General features: G+C 61.1%; 12 protein-coding genes and 8 pseudogenes. 10 read left to right on the forward strand and 10 right to left on the reverse strand.

The features are described from left to right. Positions 1 to 53 precede the first annotated feature (53 nt). From EGJ86_RS25125 to EGJ86_RS19545, 3 genes and pseudogenes are all read right to left on the reverse strand, one after another. Complete coding sequence (locus EGJ86_RS25125) at positions 54 to 1,154, reverse strand: hypothetical protein (protein WP_177432886.1); 1,101 nt, start codon at positions 1,152 to 1,154, stop codon at positions 54 to 56. Between the two features lie 402 nt (positions 1,155 to 1,556). Further along, positions 1,557 to 2,144 (reverse strand): annotated as a pseudogene (gene istB, locus EGJ86_RS19540) (IS21-like element helper ATPase IstB); the annotation flags it as partial. Then, positions 2,134 to 2,316: pseudogene (locus EGJ86_RS19545) on the reverse strand (IS21 family transposase); the annotation flags it as partial. The pseudogenes istB and EGJ86_RS19545, both read right to left, overlap by 11 nt. Between EGJ86_RS19545 and EGJ86_RS19550 the strand changes: the two are divergent. Next, positions 2,297 to 2,878 (forward strand): annotated as a pseudogene (locus EGJ86_RS19550) (conjugal transfer nickase/helicase domain-containing protein); the annotation flags it as partial. The pseudogenes EGJ86_RS19545 and EGJ86_RS19550 sit on opposite strands and share 20 nt — an antisense overlap. Here the strand turns inward: EGJ86_RS19550 and EGJ86_RS19555 are convergent. The 3 genes from EGJ86_RS19555 to EGJ86_RS19570 form a co-directional block, all read right to left on the reverse strand. After that, positions 2,864 to 5,515, reverse strand: a complete 2,652-nt coding sequence (locus EGJ86_RS19555; RefSeq protein ID WP_125836300.1) for an excinuclease ABC subunit UvrA — start codon at positions 5,513 to 5,515, stop codon at positions 2,864 to 2,866. The pseudogene EGJ86_RS19550 and the gene EGJ86_RS19555 sit on opposite strands and share 15 nt — an antisense overlap. A 25-nt stretch (positions 5,516 to 5,540) precedes the next feature. Continuing rightward, positions 5,541 to 7,406: a Na+/H+ antiporter NhaA gene (gene nhaA, locus EGJ86_RS19560; RefSeq protein WP_125836301.1), complete on the reverse strand. Its 1,866-nt coding sequence runs from the start codon at positions 7,404 to 7,406 to the stop codon at positions 5,541 to 5,543. Between the two features lie 371 nt (positions 7,407 to 7,777). Further along, positions 7,778 to 8,767 (reverse strand): zinc-dependent alcohol dehydrogenase family protein, encoded by a 990-nt coding sequence (locus EGJ86_RS19570; protein ID WP_033471767.1) that lies wholly within the window; start codon positions 8,765 to 8,767, stop codon positions 7,778 to 7,780. 140 nt (positions 8,768 to 8,907) lie between these two features. On the opposite strand from EGJ86_RS19570, the gene EGJ86_RS19575 reads away from it, so the two are divergent. The 3 genes and pseudogenes from EGJ86_RS19575 to EGJ86_RS25410 form a co-directional block, all read left to right on the forward strand. Further along, positions 8,908 to 9,804: a LysR family transcriptional regulator gene (locus tag EGJ86_RS19575; protein WP_125836302.1), complete on the forward strand. Its 897-nt coding sequence runs from the start codon at positions 8,908 to 8,910 to the stop codon at positions 9,802 to 9,804. 106 nt (positions 9,805 to 9,910) lie between these two features. Further along, a pseudogene (locus tag EGJ86_RS19580) lies at positions 9,911 to 10,143 on the forward strand (transposase); the annotation flags it as partial. A 5-nt stretch (positions 10,144 to 10,148) separates the two neighbouring features. Beyond that, positions 10,149 to 10,283: pseudogene (locus tag EGJ86_RS25410) on the forward strand (integrase core domain-containing protein); the annotation flags it as partial. Here EGJ86_RS25410 and EGJ86_RS19590 read toward each other — a convergent pair. Both EGJ86_RS19590 and EGJ86_RS19595 read right to left on the reverse strand, forming a co-directional pair. Beyond that, positions 10,277 to 10,548: pseudogene (locus EGJ86_RS19590) on the reverse strand (transposase); the annotation flags it as partial. The pseudogenes EGJ86_RS25410 and EGJ86_RS19590 overlap by 7 nt on opposite strands. 83 nt (positions 10,549 to 10,631) lie before the next feature. Beyond that, positions 10,632 to 10,934, reverse strand: coding sequence for a putative quinol monooxygenase (locus EGJ86_RS19595; RefSeq protein ID WP_125836303.1), 303 nt, complete (start codon positions 10,932 to 10,934; stop codon positions 10,632 to 10,634). A gap of 198 nt (positions 10,935 to 11,132) precedes the next feature. On the opposite strand from EGJ86_RS19595, the pseudogene EGJ86_RS25665 reads away from it, so the two are divergent. From EGJ86_RS25665 to EGJ86_RS19620, 5 genes and pseudogenes are all read left to right on the forward strand, one after another. Next, positions 11,133 to 11,579, forward strand: a pseudogene (locus tag EGJ86_RS25665) (AraC family transcriptional regulator); the annotation flags it as partial. A 123-nt stretch (positions 11,580 to 11,702) separates the two neighbouring features. After that, positions 11,703 to 12,011, forward strand: a complete 309-nt coding sequence (locus EGJ86_RS25670) for a helix-turn-helix domain-containing protein (protein WP_372237979.1) — start codon at positions 11,703 to 11,705, stop codon at positions 12,009 to 12,011. A 756-nt stretch (positions 12,012 to 12,767) separates the two neighbouring features. Beyond that, a pseudogene (locus EGJ86_RS19610) lies at positions 12,768 to 12,962 on the forward strand (LysR substrate-binding domain-containing protein); the annotation flags it as partial. Positions 12,963 to 13,091: 129 nt separating this feature from the next. After that, positions 13,092 to 15,290: an OsmC domain/YcaO domain-containing protein gene (locus EGJ86_RS19615; protein ID WP_125836305.1), complete on the forward strand. Its 2,199-nt coding sequence runs from the start codon at positions 13,092 to 13,094 to the stop codon at positions 15,288 to 15,290. Positions 15,291 to 15,292: 2 nt separating this feature from the next. After that, positions 15,293 to 15,895, forward strand: a complete 603-nt coding sequence (locus EGJ86_RS19620) for an NTP transferase domain-containing protein (RefSeq protein WP_125836306.1) — start codon at positions 15,293 to 15,295, stop codon at positions 15,893 to 15,895. A gap of 177 nt (positions 15,896 to 16,072) precedes the next feature. Here the strand turns inward: EGJ86_RS19620 and EGJ86_RS19625 are convergent, their stop codons facing one another. Then, positions 16,073 to 16,990 (reverse strand): LysR substrate-binding domain-containing protein, encoded by a 918-nt coding sequence (locus EGJ86_RS19625; RefSeq protein WP_125836307.1) that lies wholly within the window; start codon positions 16,988 to 16,990, stop codon positions 16,073 to 16,075. 120 nt (positions 16,991 to 17,110) lie between these two features. On the opposite strand from EGJ86_RS19625, the gene EGJ86_RS19630 reads away from it, so the two are divergent. Next, positions 17,111 to 18,355, forward strand: coding sequence for a cation:dicarboxylate symporter family transporter (locus tag EGJ86_RS19630; RefSeq protein ID WP_125836308.1), 1,245 nt, complete (start codon positions 17,111 to 17,113; stop codon positions 18,353 to 18,355). Here the strand turns inward: EGJ86_RS19630 and EGJ86_RS19635 are convergent. Next, a complete protein-coding gene (locus EGJ86_RS19635; RefSeq protein WP_125836309.1) occupies positions 18,332 to 18,943 on the reverse strand; it encodes a hypothetical protein in 612 nt (203 codons plus the stop codon). The genes EGJ86_RS19630 and EGJ86_RS19635 overlap by 24 nt on opposite strands. Positions 18,944 to 18,952: the final 9 nt, after the last annotated feature.

An 18,952-nucleotide genomic window follows, 5' to 3' on the forward strand; every position in this document is an offset into this window, starting at 1 on the left:
GCTTTACGATCAGTTACGAAGACAGGCTGCCGCAGCAGTAACCCAAGCCCCGGTTACACAAAATTCTGCACACCCTCAATGTGCTGGCGGAAAGCCACGGAGTGCTTGCCGTCCAAGCTCGCACAGATATCCTCCCGATAACACTGCAGCTCCTCCAGCAGCGGACGGAAGACGTTCTCCAGCAGTTGTTCAGCCTCGCGCTCCGTGAACTGTTCGGGCGGCCCCTCCAAGTACTCGTCGATGATCGCGATGGCCAACCAACAGATCTGTACCATCCGCTGCTCGGACTCACTCAGTGACTCAAAATCACGGCGCTCAGACCCCAGCAGCTTGTAAGCGGCCAGGCCGGCGACCAAACCAATGCCACCCGTAAGTACCGCGCCAGCCGCCATGCCACCGCCAACCAGTCCGCCTACCCAGGCGAGTGTGGCATTAGCTGCCGCAGCACCGGAAAGAGAGGCAATAGCCGTCCCAGTACCGGCCGTGCCGAAGGTCGCCACAAGTGTTAACAGCGTGGTAGTTGCTGCTGCTCCAGTGGCTTTGGCGAGCACTGCACTACTGAACTGGCCGGCCAGCTTTTCGGAATCACTGCTACTGATCTGCATGAGGCAGGCAGAAACCTTTGCCAGCTCCGTCTTGGTATTCGTCAGAAGCTCACCGATATCCTCGGCCACAAAGTACGGTTTGATGACTTCACGGATCTTGCCGTATAGCTGCTCCAGTTGATTCAGCCCACTTTCAGCCACTTTATCGATACCGGCTCTGCTGATGGCTTCCTTGGTCGGCGTAACTACAGCGTCCCGGGTTCGCTGGACGGCCTGTTCGGCTAGCTCCTTCGCCCCGCTCTTCTCCACAAGCTCTTTGCCCGCATCGGCCACATGGCCAACTTTCTCACTGGTGTAGGCCCCAACCTGGGTGGACTTTTCTTTCAGGCCGTATCGCTCATCCAACCCCTGAACCTGCACACGCACTTTGCCACCGACCTCCTTGGCCTTTTCACTGATACCAGCGGCCTTATCGATGTCCTGCAACACGTCCTTGGCAACACCGGCGGCTTTTCCTGTTGTATCAATTACATAGCCTGCAGCCTTGAACAGACTTTTCTGTACATTTCGCATCCAGTGTTGCGACTTGTCGCCTTTCTTCATGCTCATATCGTCCCTCGCTCAAGCAGCCAATCATCCAAGAAGGCAGATCGTAGTGTAGTGGTCAGCTAAACCCTGCTTCGCCCATCAGGAATGGCTCGGCGCGCCCCCACATAAAAGGACTGCACATCAATCATGTCGCGCGGCTTCAGTTTGGCAGTGGCCTTGAACAGGGAGGGGGTCCGTTGTTTGTGTACTCAGTTCGTGAAACACTGCCGCAGCTCAAAGCAGTGCCGTTAGCCATTGGCTTTTTAGCCGATTCTATTGAAAAGTCGGCCTTGGTTGTGGATTCCACGCCATCCGGCCACCCAGTCCACGCTTATCTGGCCAGGCATTCCACGGCCATCTGGCCACCTGCTCCACGGCCATCCGGCCGGGCAGTCGGAGCGCAGCGACGCAGGGCTGGCATTGTTAGTCCGGGTTGGCTGGCGTCGTCAATTTCTGCGTCCGTTTGCGCATTGATTCACCCTTCAGATTGATCCGGTAAGCGTTGTGCACCAGGCGGTCGAGGATGGCGTCGGCCAGGGTCGGGTCGCCGATCAGCTCGTGCCAGTTGTCCACCGGCATCTGGCTGGTAACGATGGTCGAGCGCTGGCCGTAGCGGTCGTCCAGTAGCTCCAGCATGTCGCGCCGTTGCTCACCGGTGAACGGGGCCAGGCCCCAGTCATCGAGGATCAGCAGGTCGGTCTTGGCATAGCCGCTCATCAGCTTGGCGAAGCGCCCGTCGCCATGGGCCAGGCCCAGCTCTTCCAACAGGCGCGGCAAGCGCAGGTAACGCACGCTGTAGCCCTCTCGGCAGTCCTGGTGGGCCAGGGCGCAGGCCAGCCAGGTTTTACCGACACCGGTGGGGCCGCCGATGATCAGGTTGAGGCCGTCGCGCAGCCACTGGCCACTGCTCAGTTGCAAGATCAGCTCCTTATCCAGCCCGCGCGGGCTGCGGTAGTCGATGTCTTCGAGGCAGGCGTTGTGCTTGAGCCGGGCCTGGCGCAGGCGGCTGCTGCGACCAGGTGGCCTCGGTGAAGGTGTAGCTGGACGCGCCGAGTACCGCGACGAACACCTGCGCCTGACGGATCTCGCCGCTGTGGCGCTCGATAACCGGCACCGTCTGGCCGGCATAGTCGACGAACAGCTTCTCGCCGACGCGGTGCTCCTGGCGCGCGACCGTGACCAGTGCGACCGGCTGGTCCTACTCGTTCACCCTGTTGCGCCTCGCGCCCGCGCTGATCTGGGAATCCGGCGAGCGGCCAGCGCTTTTCGCAGGCACGGTGGCGATCGACACGACGCCAGCGGAAACCAACGGCTGTGCACCAGGCACACCGCCCGCGGTCGTGGGGCAGCCAGCACCCGAAGGTCAGGAGACTCCCCCTTGGGAATGCCCTCGCAGCGATACCGCCTTGCCACTTACCCCTGCGCCTGGACCTGCATCAACTCCAACAGTCGCGATACCATCCGGGGAGCATTTCATGACGTGGCTGCAACAGAGAGTCGCCGCGCGGCGATTCATCATCAACGACGCCAAGGCGCTCGTGTATACGGTGAGCGACACCGCCTACCTGGTCAGTCCCGGCGTGTTCCAGCGCTATGCGCGGGAACATCCCCAGGTGGATACGCTGGTCAGGCAGGACAAGCAGCAGGATTGGCAGTGGGTGCAAAAGCGCATTTAGAAACTGCAGCTACACTGCAAGCCCCCAAATGGCCTGAACATTTGGCGAACTAAGCTACTCGGCCCGCGCTAACTCCCGTGCAAGGAACGGAGCGGTTCTGCTGCCAGACGTTCGGGCCACCTGCTGAGGGGAGCCCGCCACCACGATGCTGCCGCCGGCAGCGCCTGCACCAGGCCCCACGTCGATCACCCAATCGGCCTGGGCCACCGCGCGCATATCGTGTTCGATCATCACTACGGTATTGCCGGCATCGACCAGGCGCTGCAACTGCATCAGCAGCCGGTCGGCATCCGACGCGTGCAGCCCGGTGGTCGGCTCGTCGAGCACGTACAGGCTTCGGCCGCGCTGGCTGCGCTGAAGCTCGGTCGCCAGCTTGATGCGCTGCGCCTCGCCACCGGAAAGCTCAGTGGCCGGTTGCCCCAGGCGCAGATAGCCCAGTCCGATGTCGCGCAGCAGTTGCAGGGGCCTTGCCACCGCGTCTTCACCCGCGAAGAATTCGCTGGCCTCGTCCACGGTCATCTGCAGCACCTCGGCGATGTTGCGCCCGTTCCACTGCACCTTCAGCGTGGCCTCGTTGTAGCGCGCGCCATGGCAGGTCGGGCACGGCGCGTACACGCTGGGCATGAACAGCAGTTCCACGCTAACGAAGCCCTCGCCCTCGCACGTCTCGCAGCGCCCCTTGGCGACGTTGAACGAGAACCGTCCGGCATCATAGCGGCGGCGTCGAGCATCGGGCGTGGCGGCGAACAGCTTTCGCACATGGTCGAACAGACCCGTGTAGGTAGCCAGGTTCGACCGCGGCGTGCGCCCGATCGGCTTCTGGTCCACCTGCACCAGGCGCTGTATGGCGTCCACGTTGCCCGCCAGATGGCCGCCGGTCGCTTCGACCACTGCCGGCCCTTCGCTGGTGGCGCGTTCGGCGGCATCGGCTTCAGGCTCGTGGCCCAGGTGCAGCAGCACCAATTCCGGCAGGGCCTGCGCGATGAGGCTGGATTTGCCGGAGCCAGAGATGCCGGTAACGGCTGTCAGCACGCCCAGCGGAATGCGCGCATCCACGCCATGCAGGTTATGGCGGTGGATGCCCTGCAGCTCCAACCAGCCGGTCGCTTCGCGTGCTCGGCTTCCGGGTGCGGGAATTTCGTCGAACAGGTAACGTGCAGTACGCGATTCGGCAATCTTGCGCAGGCCATCCGGCTCGCCGCTGTAGAGCACGCGGCCGCCACGCTCCCCGGCATCCGGCCCGACATCCACGAGCCATTGCGCGCGGCGCATCAGGTCCAGGTCGTGCTCCACCACAAAAACCGAGTTGCCCGCGTCGCGCAGCCGGTCGAGTGCATCGTACAGGGCCTGGCTGTCGGAGGGATGCAGGCCCGCCGAGGGTTCGTCGAGTACGTACACGACGCCGAACAGCAGGGAACTTAATTGCGTGGCCAACCGCAAGCGTTGCAACTCGCCGGCCGAAAGCGTCGGCGTGGCCCGGTCCAGCGTCAGGTAGCCCAGGCCTAGCTCGCGCAGTTGGCGCAGGCGCGCCATCACGCCTCCAGCCAGGCGTTGTGCGGCGAGGCGCTTTTCTTCCGACAGCGCGGAGGTACGGCGCACGTCGAGCGATACCGCATGGACCGCATGGCCGGTGGCAGCGCGTTCGGCACGCTCACGCCGGGTCGCTTCCTGGTCCGTAGCCGCACCCGCTGCATGGGCGCGGAAATCGCCCTGTGCGATGGGTTCGAGCAATGCCGCCAAGTGGTCCAGCGGCATCTGCATAAACGCGCCGATGTCCACCCCAGCGAAGGTGACCGACAGCGCTTCGGGCTTGAGCCTCTTGCCGTGGCAGGTAGGACATGGCTTGCCCTCCATGAACCGGGATACGCGCTTTCTCATCAGCGCGCTCTGGGTATTGGCGAAGGTGTGCAACACATACCGCCGGGCGCCGGTGAAGGTGCCCATGTAGCTCGGCTCCATCTTGCGTTTGAGCGCGGTGCGGGTTTCGGCAGGCGTGAAACCGGCGTACACCGGCACCGTTGGTGTTTCCTCGGTGAACAGAATCCAGTCGCGATCCTTTTTCGGCAGATCCTTCCACGGCCGGTCAACGTCGTAGCCCATGCTGACCAGGATGTCGCGCAGGTTCTGGCCCTGCCAGGCGGGTGGCCAGGAAGCAATCGCCCGCTCACGGATGCTCAGGGAGGGGTCGGGCACCATGAGCGCCTCGGTCACCTCGTACACATGACCCAAGCCGTGGCAGGCCGGGCACGCCCCCTGCGGCGTGTTCGGCGAAAAATCCTCGGCGTACAGCATGGGCTGGTTGGCGGGATAGGCACCGGCGCGCGAATACATCATCCGCACCAGGCTGGACAGGGTGGTCACACTGCCCACGGAGGAACGCGCATTGCTGGCCCCCCGCTGCTGCTGCAGCGCCACCGCTGGTGGCAGGCCGTCGATCGCATCTACGTCCGGCACGCCCGCCTGGTCGATCAGGCGCCGTGCATAGGGGGCCACCGACTCGAAATAGCGTCGCTGTGCCTCGGCATAGATGGTGCCGAAGGCCAGCGAGGACTTCCCGGAGCCGGAGACACCCGAGAACACCACCAGCGCATTCCGCGGGATAGAGACGTCCACCTCTTTGAGGTTGTTCTCACGCGCGCCACGCACCTGCACGAAGCCGCTGGCCGCAGCGGTACAAGAGGATTCACCGAAAGAATTGCTTGGCATGTTCTTATCCTGTAGTTCGCCCCGCTCAGGACGGGACTTCCTGAGTGCGAGGGCCGCGGCGACTGGCTTCGAGCACTGCGGTGAGAGTGCGGGCGTCGTAACTGCCGAGCAGACGACGACCCTGGATGAAGAACGTAGGAGTGACATGCGCACCGCTGGCGACCGCGCTGACGAGGTCACGCTCGACACGCTCTATCACTGCGGGACTGTCGAGATCCGCGATGAACCGATCGATGTCAAGACCCAGCTCGGCGGCGTAGCCGATCAAGTCCTCTCGCTCCAGCGCATGCTGACGGGTGAACACGAAGTCCAGCCACGGCCAGAACATCCCCTGGTTCGATGCCGCCTCGGACGCCCGCGCGGCGATCGGCCCGTGGGGGTGGTGCGGCAACTGGCGCACCACATACCGCAGGTCGTCCCCGAAGTGGGCGCGCAGATCGTCCCACGAACCGGTGGCGTGTGCACAGTACGCGCACTCGAAGTCAATGTACTCCACGAGCGTGAGCTGGGCGTCCTCCGGACCGCGGATGTGATCGACTTCCGGATCGACTGGTGGCTCAAGTACCATCGGCAAATCGGCAGTCTCCTCCCCCCACTTGAGAGCGGCGACCTTGAATATGAGCCACCCCAGCAACGTGGCGAGTACCATCGACACGAGCACCCCGACCGTCGCCTGGCGGCCCAGGTCAGAGGTCGTACCGAACGCGAGCCCGATGATGAGCAGCGACACGGTGAAACCGATCCCGGACAGCGCCGCACCACCGAACACGCTCCCCATCCCGACGCCCACCGGCAGGCGCCCCAGTCCGAGGCGGACTGCGGCTAGAGTGATGAGCCCGATGCCTAGGAGCTTACCGAGCACGAGTCCCGAGATGACGCCCCAGGTCACGGGCGAGCCGAAGGCCTCAGCGAGCAACCCGCCACGCAGATCCACCCCGGCGTTCGCCAAGGCGAACACCGGCACGATCAGCAGTGCCGCCGGCAGCCGCAGGAACTCGTGCAGCCGCTCGTTCACAGAGATACCGCGGGATAGTCCGCGGTCCACCGCGTGGGCCGATGCGGCACTCGGAGACTGCCAGAAGTCACGGAACAGTTGTCTTGCCGCGACGACTTTGTGACGCTGCGTCGCGTAGGCGGGGATCAGGAGCCCCGCAGCCATCCCGGCCAGGGAAGCATGGATGCCGGAGTACACGGTCGCGAACCACAGCACGATCACGATCAACACATACGGCGTCGCCCGCCACTGCCGGGTGCGCCCCAACAACCACAATCCAACGAGGCTGGCGAGGGCGATAAGCAACGGGACGATCCGGATCTCCTCGCTATAGACGATGCCGATGATGGACACTGCGAGGAAGTCATCGACCACGGTCAGGGTGAGCAGGAACACGCGCAACTGACCCGATAGCCGCGGGCCGACGATCGCCAAGGTGCCCAGCATGAACGCCGTATCGGTGCCGACCACAGCACCCCACCCGTGCAGGCCCTCACTTCCGGCTAGTTTCACGATCAGGGCATACACCAGCGCGGGGAGCACGACACCCGTGACCCCCGCGATCAGGGCGAGGCGGGCACGGCTGCGGTCCCGGAGCGATCCGTGGGCGAACTCCTGACGCACCTCCAGGCCGATCAGGAAGAAGAAGACGGCCATCAGGCCGTCGTTGACCCAGTGATGCAGATCCATGTGTAGGCGCAGTGGCCCGAAGTTGAACCCGACGTCTAGGTGCCACAACTCGAAATAGGCGTTGGATAGCGGCGAGTTCGCCCACACGAGCGCCACAACCGTGACGATCACCAGCAGCACCGCAGCGCCAGACTCCGTGCGTAGATAGTGGGCAACGCGTCCGCGTCTGATATGCGCCGAGGATTCACCGAAAGAAGAGGCTGGCATGTGCTTATCCTGTAGTTTGTGAGATCACGATGGGCCGGTTTCGGATGGACCGATCAGGCGTCCGCCTCTGGCGGCGTCTCATCATCGAGCGAGCGCAGCCAAGCGAGTCTTTCTCCCGGCCTGCGCTCAACACCTCTGTCCGTTGGCTGATACCAACCCGGCCGCGCCACGCCCTCGGGAAAATAGGTTTGCCCAGCGGCATAAAAGGCTAGAAATGGTGTCCACTTAAATCAGGTGGACACCATCGCCTTTGGCGTCGGGGCCAGGAAGGTGTGTTGGCCGGACGGATACACAGAATCGGCCAAAAGCGGTCATCAGGGCTGGCTTGAATCGGGGCCGAAGGATTACGCTCTCAGCCCCATAATTGCTGGTCAGACAGTTACCACGATCTTGCCGATCTGCTGATTGGCTTCAAGGAAACGATGGGCATCCTGGATGTCGCTAAGTGTGAATGTCTTGGCGATGATCGGGCGCAACGCACCGGACTCCAACCCTTGCAGAATAAAAGCCTTTGCTCTCTCCAGGGCTTCAGGGTCGGCCACAATCTCTGCGTAGAGATAGCCCTTCAAAGTCAGGCTTTTGCCCAGCACGGTAAACAGTGGGAATGGTGTCGGTTCAGAGCTAAGTGCGCCGTACTCCAGCAAAATTCCGCCCCGCGCCATGCTCTGCGTGAGAGGTTCCAAGGACGGCCCGCCTACAGGATCGAATACAACGCGAGCGCCTTGACCGGCAGTTATCGTCATAACACGCTCGACGATATCCTCTTCATCGCTGACGATGACATGCGCAGCGCCTGCATCAAGTAGGGCTTGCTTCTTCGCGTGAGTTCGAGTGATCGCAATCGATGTGGCGCCGACCATACGAGCCATTTGGAAGGCGGCCAAGCCAACGCTGCTTGACGCGGCGGTAACGATGACAAAATCGCCCTGCCGTAGCTTCGCCTGTTCAATCAATGCCCCCCAGGCGGTGACGTACTGCATCCAAGACGCCGCAGCCTCTTCAAAGGACAAGTTCTCAGGGCTCTTTACCACCAGGTGGGCCGGTACATTGGCCAACTCGCCGTAGGTGCCCCAGCGAGCAATATCCAGAGGTGGGATCAGAGCGACCGAGTCACCAATCGTGATCTCGGTTACGTCGCTCCCAACTGCCGTTACGATGCCTGCGGCCTCGTAGCCTAAGCGGCTGGGGAACTCCGCTTCTTGTAGGTATGCGTGATTGCGGAACATCACTTCGGCTCGGTTCAAGCCAATGGCTTTAACACTAATTTGCACCTCGTTTGCTGCTGGTGCCGATACTTCCAGATCTTCCAGCTTCAGAACGCTGGCGTCACCGTATTCATGAATTCTGACAATGCGTGCCATCATAGATACCTCGTTTATCAATGGGCCTCGACGTACATCCGGAAGGTATCCGGGCACTCGAAAGGTGACGAAAATTTAGTCATTGGTTGGCGCTGGATAAAGGCCTACGATGGCGTATTACTAGAAACAGAGTGTTTATAATGGATCGCCTGACCCAGATGGCCACGTTCGTCAAAACAGTTGAGCTGGGTTCATTCAGCGCCGCTGCGGAGGACCTGAATCTGTCCCCTCAATTGGTAGGGAAACAGGTGAAAATGCTCGAACAACATCTGGGTGTTTCCCTGCTGCACCGGACTACGCGCAGGCAAAGCCTCACCGACTTCGGCAGGGCGTTCTACCCGCGAGCAAAACTGATCCTTGCAGACATGCAGTCTGCCGAGAACCTGGCCGCCCTCACTCGGGGCACACCAAGCGGCCGCCTTCGCATCAACGCGCCGGTCACGTTCGGAATTCGCACGCTTTCGCCACGCCTGCTGGAATACATGGTTCGGTATCCTCAGGTGTCTGTTGACCTAACGTTATCGAACGAACTGGTCGATATCGTTGATGATGGTTACGACGCGGTATTTCGCATCGGCGAGCTAGAGAGCAGTGGGTTGAAGGCATTGCCACTGGAGCCCTATCAGATGGTTTTATGCGCTGCGCCGTCCTATCTTGCACGTCGCCCTCCCATCATCAATCCGTGGGATCTACAGCAGCAGGAATGTCTGGGGTTTACCTATTCTGATGGCCGCTCACACTGGAGCTTCGACAGCCCGGAGGGGCGTATAGATGTTCCTATTACAAGCAAATTAACGATCAATCAAGGTGATCCACTGCTGGCAGCGGCTGTAGCTGGTCTAGGTGTGGTTCTACAGCCGATAGAGTTGGTTAGCGATGCACTGCGCGATGGGACACTGGTGCGTCTGTTGCCGCAGTACCCGGTGCCGAATACCGCAATGCACATCCTCTATGCCCCTGACCGAAGAATGACTCCAAAGCTGCGCAGCTTCTTGGAGTTTGCGCGTGAGGCTTTTGGGCAGCGAGGCCCTCTCTAACGCACGAAAATCAATGTCTGCATCTGGCCGATTCTGTTGAAAAAGTAGCTGCTCCCTCCATGCTGTTGGCAGAATTGCTCTGTCAGCTAGCGCGGGGGCGAACAGCATAATGGGACAGTTACCAGGAGGACAGCAGCGCCTGTTCTACTCGTTCAATCTGGAAGACCACGTTCCGCCCCAACACCTCTTACGCAGCATCGACCAGTGCTGGATCTCAGCGATCTGCGTGCCTACCTGGCGGATTTCTATAGCCCCATCGGGAGTCCCCCGATTGACCCGGAATTGATGGTGCGCATGCTGGTCGTCGGCTACTGCTATGGCATCCGTTCCGAACGGCGAAGTAATGCCCGCTGTGGCCGGAGCGGCCCTTCGACACGCTGGAGCAGGCCAGGAACTGGGTGAACCGCTTCGCGGACCGGTACAACCACGAGCATCGCCACAGCGCGCTGAAGTTTGTGACGCCGGCGCAGCGACTGAGACAGCCCAAGCTCGACTGCAATCTGCGGTAATTGTAGAAGGCCATCCAGTCCACGATGGCCTGCCTTGCTTGCTCCCGAGTTGCGAAACGCTGCCCACGCACGCAAGCGGTCTTCAATCAACCCCAGAAGCTTTCGATGGGCGAGTTGTCCCCGCAATTGCCCTTGCGACTCATCGACGAACGTATGCCCCTGCTTGCTGACGCAGCTTGGAAGTTCTGGCTGCAATATTGCCCCCCAAATCGCTGTGGAAGGTAGCTCCCTGGGCAAGTGCAATCGAGGGGGGGATCGCTGCGTAGAGCTTGTGACCCCCATCCTGCAGCGTGACCTGATTGGGTCAAGGCCGGGTTGTCATGCAGGCAGTTTGGCTGCAAGCAGTTCGACCTTCTCGATATTGGGCGGAGAACTGAGCAAGGTCGCGGAGTTGGCCATCAAGGCCGCGGCGATCTGGCCGTTCAGATGTGCTTGGCGACCTGCCTCATCGGCAAAGGCATCGAACACACCGAACGTCGAAGGGCCAAACTTCAATGCGAACCAGGCAGTGGTGCCGGACTCGGCGTTGGCGAGCGGCAGTGCGCTGGCCAGGAAGTCGGCAAGCGCAGCCTCCTGGCCGGGTTTGGCTTCGAGGCGAACAAACAGGGCGAGCTTGGTCATACTGTAATCCTTTGGGTAAATGGGTTAGGTGAATGGATCAACGAGCCTGCAGTCTAAGTCGTCATGACAGCCATCTCTATAGACAATAATGACAACATTGATATCATTATTGCCATGAAACTCCACATCCTTGTTTGTGATGGCGTGTTTGATCTGGGGCTTGCGGCGCTCACCGACACAGTGGGCTTGGCCAATGCGATGGCGGGCTCGCTGCCACAGGCTCCCGCGCACATAGAGCTCACGCTGGTGGGCGTGCGGCGTCGCATCCGAACTGCGCAAGGCTTGACGGTCCCCGTGGTCACTGCGCGTGGTGTGCCGGAACCAGACGTCGTGCTCGTGCCCGCGTTTGGTGACAAGATGCCCGACACGCTCTCGGCTCGGCTCACACGCCCCGACGTGCCCGATGCGGTCGCCGTGCTACAGCAGTGGTCCACCGCTGGCGCGCACCTTGGTGCCGCCTGCTCCGGTAGTTTCTTGCTTGCAGAGAGTGGCCTGCTTGATGGGCATCGTGCGACGACGTCATGGTGGCTGGGGCCGATGTTTCGGCAGCGCTATCCGAACGTCACGCTGGACGAGTCACGCATGATCGTGAACTCGACACACTTCACTACCGCGGGTGCCGCTTTGGCCCACGTCGACTTGGCCTTGCGCATCATCCGGGGGCGCAGTCCGGCGCTGGCGGCCCTAGTGGCACGCTATCTGCTGGTCGAGGCACGCAGTTCGCAAGCCGAGTTCGTGATTCCCGACCACCTTGCGCATGCCGACCCGATGGTGGAGCGCTTCGAGTGCTGGGCCAGAAGTCGACTCGCGCAGGGGTTCTCGCTGGCCGAGGCGGCCAGCGCCGCGGGCACAAGCGAGCGTACCTTGGCGCGGCGGCTGCAAAGCGTTTTGGGCAAGACACCGCTGTCGTATTTCCAGGACCTGCGCGTGGAGCATGCCGTCCATCTCTTGCGCACCGGAAACGCGAGCGTCGACCAAGTCGCCGCACAGGTCGGGTACTCGGATGGGGTGAGCCTGCGGGCCCTGTTGCGCCGCAAGCTGGGCCGGGGTGTCAGAGAATTGCGACGCGGTGGATGACCAGAGGCGTTTGGTGTATACACGGCTGGAGACCGCCGAGAAACTAACGCAGGCCAAACGGCGCATTTGGACCTGACAAAACTACTGCCCGCCACGGCGCGCAAGCTCCAGCTTGACCCCGGACAAAGTTTTGCTGGCAACGCCGTGGTTGAGCAAATCAATACCTTGATTGAACAACGCTGTGCCCTGACGATTCGACGGTTCACCGCCCCCCGCCGCCGCCAATGACGCAGCCGACGAAACCTCGGTCTGAACCGTCACGCGGACGCGGGTTCGATTCCGTGTTTGGGAATTTAACTGGCGCTGGAAAGCAGATGGGTTTGATGTCCGTTTCCGGTGACAACCAAGGTTGGAAAACCTGTGTGCAGGTCTACAATCCAGCAGGCTTTTCGATGGAGTTCGCAGCAGCCCGCAGCGCTTCGATTGCGTACTTTCAAATAGCAGTTTGGTGCGAGGTGCCATCCCACCACCATTTTAGCTCTATAAATCAGGCGCTTAGCGTATAGCTACAGTGCCTTTTTTGTGTCTTTTGAGGCTGTTCTGGCTGGGTTATGCCAGCTTTATGACAGCCTCCCTGCCCGCGGAGCCCATCCGCGGCTGTCGCCTCTACCTCAACAACCGACAAAACGTTTTCCGTCGCTTTTCCGGTTTGAAAACGCGCCACGGCGGTCTGTCAGAGGTATTAAATCTGTGTCGGCTTACACACAGAGACCCACACATACCGACACATGCCCCCCAAGAAATACCGGCTCCATCATGCCGGCCGAGGATCATCCGATTCTGGTCAGCCGTCCGCTGGTCGATCCGGTGATCAGCCGTACCCTGGGCCTGGTACGCCGCCGCGGCTCTTCGCTGTCACCGGCAGCCGAACAGTTCGTCGAAACCCTGCTGCGGCAATGGCCGAGCTACACCTCCATTGGCACCAGTAACCCCGCCGAAGTCGACAGCTGAGGCATCGCTCGGGCCGGCGTCGCACTCGCCGCCGGTCCGGCGCGCCTTCATCAGCAACCACCGAGCAAGACAGGCCGTCGAAAACCCGGATAATGGCGGCCATTTTGTTTCGCTCGCTGGTATTGCCCCATGGAAATCAAGGTCAACTTTCTCGACAACCTTCGCCTCGAAGCCAAGTTCGATGACTTCACGGTGATTGCCGATCAGCCGATTCGCTACAAGGGCGATGGCTCGGCGCCGGGGCCGTTCGACTATTTCCTGGCCTCCTCGGCGTTGTGCGCAGCCTACTTCGTCAAGCTGTACTGCCAGACACGCGACATTCCCACCGAGAACATCCGCCTGTCGCAGAACAACATCGTCGACCCGGAGAACCGCTACGCGCAGATCTTCAAGATCCAGATCGAGCTGCCGGCGGACATTTCCGAGAAGGATCGCCTGGGCATCCTGCGCTCCATCGACCGCTGCACGGTGAAGAAGGTGGTGCAGCAGGGTCCCGAGTTCATCATCGAAGAGGTGGAAAACCTCGACGCCGACGCCCAGGCGCTGCTGATGCCGGTGAGTGACACCACCACCTACATTCCAGGCAAGGATCTGCCGCTGGAGCAGACCATTGCCAACATGTCGGGCATCCTCGCCGAGCTGGGGATGAAGATCGAGATCGCCTCCTGGCGCAATATCGTGCCCAACGTCTGGTCGCTGCATATTCGCGACGCGCAGTCGAACCTGTGCTTCACCAACGGCAAAGGATCGACCAAGGAAAGCGCACTGGCCTCGGCCCTCGGCGAGTTCATCGAGCGGCTGAACTGCAACTTCTTCTACAACGACCAGTTCTGGGGCGAGGACATCGCCGCCGCCGAGTTCGTCCATTACCCCAACGAACGCTGGTTCAAGCCGGGCCCGAAGGATGCGCTGCCCGAGGAAATCCTCGACGAACACTGCCTGGCCATCTACAACCCGGATGGCGAGCTGCGCGGCTCGCACCTGTATGACACCAACTCGGGCAACACCCTGCGCGGCATCTGTTCGCTGCCATTCGTGCGCAGGAGCGACGGCGAGACGGTGTACTTCCCGTCCAACCTGATCGAGAACCTGTATCTGTCCAACGGCATGAGCGCCGGCAACACCCTGGCCGAAGCCCAGGTGCAGTGCCTGTCGGAGATATTCGAGCGGGCGGTCAAACGCGAAATCCTCGAAGGCGAGCTGTGCCTGCCGGACGTGCCGCAGGAGGTGCTGGCCAAGTACCCGGGCATCGTCGCCGGTATCCAGGGCCTGGAGGAACAAGGCTTCCCGGTGCTGGTGAAGGATGCTTCCCTCGGCGGTGAATTCCCGGTGATGTGCGTAACCCTGATGAACCCGCGCACCGGCGGCGTATTCGCCTCCTTCGGCGCGCACCCGAGCCTGGAAGTGGCGCTGGAGCGCAGCCTCACCGAACTGCTGCAGGGCCGCAGCTTCGAGGGTCTCAACGACCTGCCGCAACCGACCTTCGACAGCCTGGCGCTGACCGAGCCGAACAACTTCGTCGAGCACTTCATCGACTCCAGCGGCGTGGTGTCCTGGCGCTTCTTCGGCGCCACGCCGGACTTCGAATTCGTCGAATGGGATTTCTCCGGCGAAGGCAGCGACTCGAATGAGCAGGAAGCCGCGACCCTGTTCGCCATCCTCGAGGACATGGGCAAGGAGGTCTACGTGGCCACCTATGACGACCTCGGCGCCAACGCCTGCCGCATCCTGGTGCCGGGCTACTCGGAGATCTATCCGGTCGAGGACCTGATCTGGGACAACACCAACAAGGCGCTGCTGTTTCGCAAGGACATCCTCAACCTGCACGCCCTGAGCGATCGCGAGCTCAAGTCGCTGCTGCGCAACCTCAATAACACCGAGGTCGACGACTACACCGACATCACCACGCTGATCGGCGTCGAGTTCGACGACAACACGGTGTGGGGCCAACTGACTATCCTCGAGCTGAAGCTGTTGATCAACCTGGCGCTGAAGAAATACGACGACGCCAAGGAGCTGGTCGAGGCCTTCCTGCAGTACAACGACAACACCGTCGAGCGCGGCCTGTTCTATCAAGCGGTCAACGCCGTGCTGGAGATCCAGTTGGACGACGAGCTGGAACTGGCCAACTACGAGCACAACCTGCGCCGTATGTTCGGCAACGAGCGCATGGATGCAGTGATCGGCTCGGTGGACGGCAGCGTGCGTTTCCATGGCCTGACGCCGACCAGCATGAAACTCGAAGGCCTGGACAAGCACCTGCGCCTGATCGACAGCTACAAGAAGCTGCACGCTGCGCGCGCCAAAGCAGCCGGGCTGGCCGGCTGAACATGGTCAGCGAGCGCCCACCCCACAGGGTCGCAGCGCTGATGCTGGCGGCCGGCTACAGCCGCCGCTTCGGCGCCGACAAACGCCGGCTGGAACTCGCCGACGGTCGCTCATTGCTCGCCGCCAGCCTGGCACTGCCCTGCTCGATGCTGGAAGAGGTCTGGCTGGTGCTACGCCCGGACGAAGCGCCAGCAGAGCTGGATCTGCCGACGGGTGTGCGTATCGTGCAGAACCCGGCCACCGCCCAGGGCATGGGCCATAGCCTGGCGGCAGGTGCCGAGCGACTACTGGCCGAATCCAACGCTGATGCCGTTGCGATCTTTCTAGCCGATATGCCGTCGATACATCGGGACAGCCTGGAGACCCTAATCGCCCACTCCAGCGCGAACAACATCGTGCTGCCCAGCTATCAGGGCAAGCGCGGCCATCCGGTGCTGTTCGGCCGCGATTTCTGGCCACAACTCGCGACGCTGAGCGGCGATGCTGGCGCCAAGCCGGTGCTGCAGCAGAACGCCGAAGTCGTGCATATCGTCGAACTGGACGACCCTGGTGTGCTGCAGGACGTCGATACTCAGGAGGACTGGCAATGCCTCAGCACACGCTGAGCCCTCAGAACCTGCTCACGATCTGCTGCGCGTCAGCCATGCTGCGTTGAAACCAGCCTGGAACGCCAGCCCGAGCTGGGCGCCCCCGTCAAAATGCTCATTTACAACTCGTAAACTGCGCTTTTTCGCCTGACTTCGCCTTGCCTAGCTCTAGCTCGCGAGATCGTGAACAGGTTCTTAGTGCGGCTCCTTGCGGTACTCGCTGCCCAACTCGCGAGCCAGGGCAATGAAGTTGGCCACCTGCGGTGACTGGTGCAACTCGCGGCAGACCAGGGTGATCGGCGCGACCAGGCGCGGCTTGGCATCACGAATCGAGCGATAAGCCACACTGTGCTCGTGGAAGCCGCGCATCGATGCCGGCACCACCGAAACCCCGGCACCAGCGGCCACCAGGCTGACGTTGGTCAGCATGCGCTCCACCTCGAACGCCACATGCGGCTCGAACCCAGCATTACGACAGGCTTGCAGGAAATTGGCGTACATCCCCGGCGCACCGGGGCGGCGCACCAGAATCAACGGTTCGCCAGCCAGATCCTTCAGCGAAACCGCGCCCTTGCCCGCCAGCAGCCGATGCCCGACCGGCAAGGTGAGCACCAGCTCTTCGTTGAGCAGACGGTGATAGGCGACGCCGGCAGGGTCGGCCACTGGTGCACGCAGGATTCCAACATCGACTCGTTCGCTGACCACGTTATCGGTCAACACCCTGGCGCTGCCCTCGTTCAGGGCGATATCCACTCCCGGGTAGTCCTCACGATAACGGCGAATGATTTTGGGAATAAGCGGATGCGACGCCGCGGAGCTGGTGAACCCCAGCCGCAACGTACCTTCAATGCCCTGTGCAGCGCGTGCAGCCTTGAGTCCTCCCTGCTGAACGCGCAAGAGGATGTCCTTCGCCTCACGCAAAAACACTTCGCCGCCAACTGTCAGGTCGACGCCTTTGGCGTGACGGATGAAAAGTTCGAATCCCAGTTCCTGCTCCAGAGTTCGAATCTGCTGACTCAAGGGCGGCTGCTGCATGTTCAAGCGCGCAGCAGCGCGAGTGAAGTGACGCTCTTCAGCGACCATGACGAAGTAACGAAGGTGACGAAGCTCCATTGGGACAGTTCACCGTTAGGGAGAATGGCAGCAGGGCCGAACAATACCGAATTGCTCGCTCCATGGGTTAGGATGACCCTCTGTACACAGCAGACAACAATAACTAAAAAACAGAATGCAATGATCCAGCGACTGGCCCGTTCCGGTATTGCCCGACTGCTTTTGGCCGTTCTGCTCGGCGGTACCCTTGGTCTCTGGAATCCGCCTCTGGCAATCCAGATGAAACCACTCAGCGAGTTGTTCCTCAGCGTGATCGGCTGGCTGACCCCTTTTGTGATGTTCATCCTGCTCTGCTCAAGTGTCGCCAAACTAGTCGGCTATCCAGGCAGCGTAAAACTGGCGTTGAGGATGCTGGGTTACTGGCAACTCGTCTCTGTGCTTTCACTGAGCACGGGGCTTTTGGTGGCGCTGACGCTACAACCTGGCAACGACTCTCACTCACCACAAGTGGCCGAAAGCGTTACCCATACGGACGTTATTACTCAACTTCCCGGTATGGTGCTGCATACGCTTGAGCAGAGCCTGATTCTTAAAGTACTGCTCGCCGCGCTGATCTGTGGCTACGTGCTGGGACTTTCCGGCGCTGCTGGCGCCCCACTACAGAGACGGCTGGACCAGGGCGTCTCGATGATATTTGCATTGATGTCCAGCATCGTCCGCTTCGCTCCTCTAGCCGCTTTTGGCGCCATTGCTTTCACCCTGGGCAAATACGGCGCAACGGCCGCTGTCCCGCTGTTGAAGTTCGTCATCACCATCTATATGGCCAGCCTTCTCTATGTCGCGTTGATATTGGGACTGATACTGCGCCTGACGGGGTTGCGTCTGCAGCGCTTGATCCTTTACATCAAAGAGGAGCTGCTGCTGGTCGCTGCGACAGGCTCGTCGGTAGCAGCACTGCCGAAGCTGCTGGATAAACTCGAAGCAGTTGGCTGCGATAGACAGGTCGCTCGCCTGGTGTTGACCGGCGGTTACAGCTTCAATCTCAACGGCTCAAACCTCTACCTGATCGTAGCGATGGTGTTTCTCTGCCAATTGGCGGGGAACGAGCTGAGTGTGGAGCAAATGTTGCTGCTACTCTGCACCAGCCTGTTCACCTCGCTGGGAGCCACCAGTGTCGCGGGTTCAGCCTTCGTCATTCTGACTGCCACACTCAGCGTCTTGCCGTTCGCTCCCCTGGAAATGCTGGGCATCCTCATCGGCGTTGAACGTCTGATGAAATGCCGCTCACTGACGAATGTTCTGGGCAATTGCGTGGCCTGCTTGTTCATCAGTCGCTGGAACGGTGCCCTGGATACTGAAAAGTCCCGGCAAATGCTGGGAAGGCCTCAACGACGGCGGCGGTCACTCATGTTCATTGGGCGATGAAGTACGCTGCTCCAGCCGATAGCGCAGCTCAAAGCCCCTTGTGAACTGGGGAGGCTCCTTGATGTGCTCCAGGATCAGTAGCTGCAGCAGCTTGGCCTCTGAGCCACGACTAATGAGATCTACCTCCCGTAGCTCTGCGAAGCTCGATCCCTGATCGAGATAACGCAGCAAAGCGTCGAGAATCGACACAGCAGAAATGCCCTTCATGGCGTGCGTGGAACGCTCGCCCCGGGTCCAGCCTCCGGCGGTCCAAGCCGGCATGTCTGGCTGAAGCCGTAGGTCATCCGAATGCAGAAATACAGGGACAAGCAGAAGTGTGCCCGGCGAAGGGGCGCGGGTTTCCTCGAAACCGGCACCCACCAGAATCTCGACCCGTTTCAGGCCTTCGGGGAGGTTGTAGATGTCTGCGCTGGCCGCTATCAATACCGAGAACAGCGTGCGGTCAGTGTGCAAACGCATGAAATGCGTCGTCAGCTCGGCCCGCGACACCGGGGCAAGCGCGGCTTCAGAAACATCGGGATATGGCGAAGCGCTGCTACCAATCATCGATAGCAGCGCAGGCAACCAGAGTAGATGCTTGCTCAGCACACTCTGTGA

The organism is Pseudomonas sp. o96-267 (genome assembly GCF_003935465.1).
GTDB classification, from domain to species: domain Bacteria; phylum Pseudomonadota; class Gammaproteobacteria; order Pseudomonadales; family Pseudomonadaceae; genus Aquipseudomonas; species Aquipseudomonas sediminis.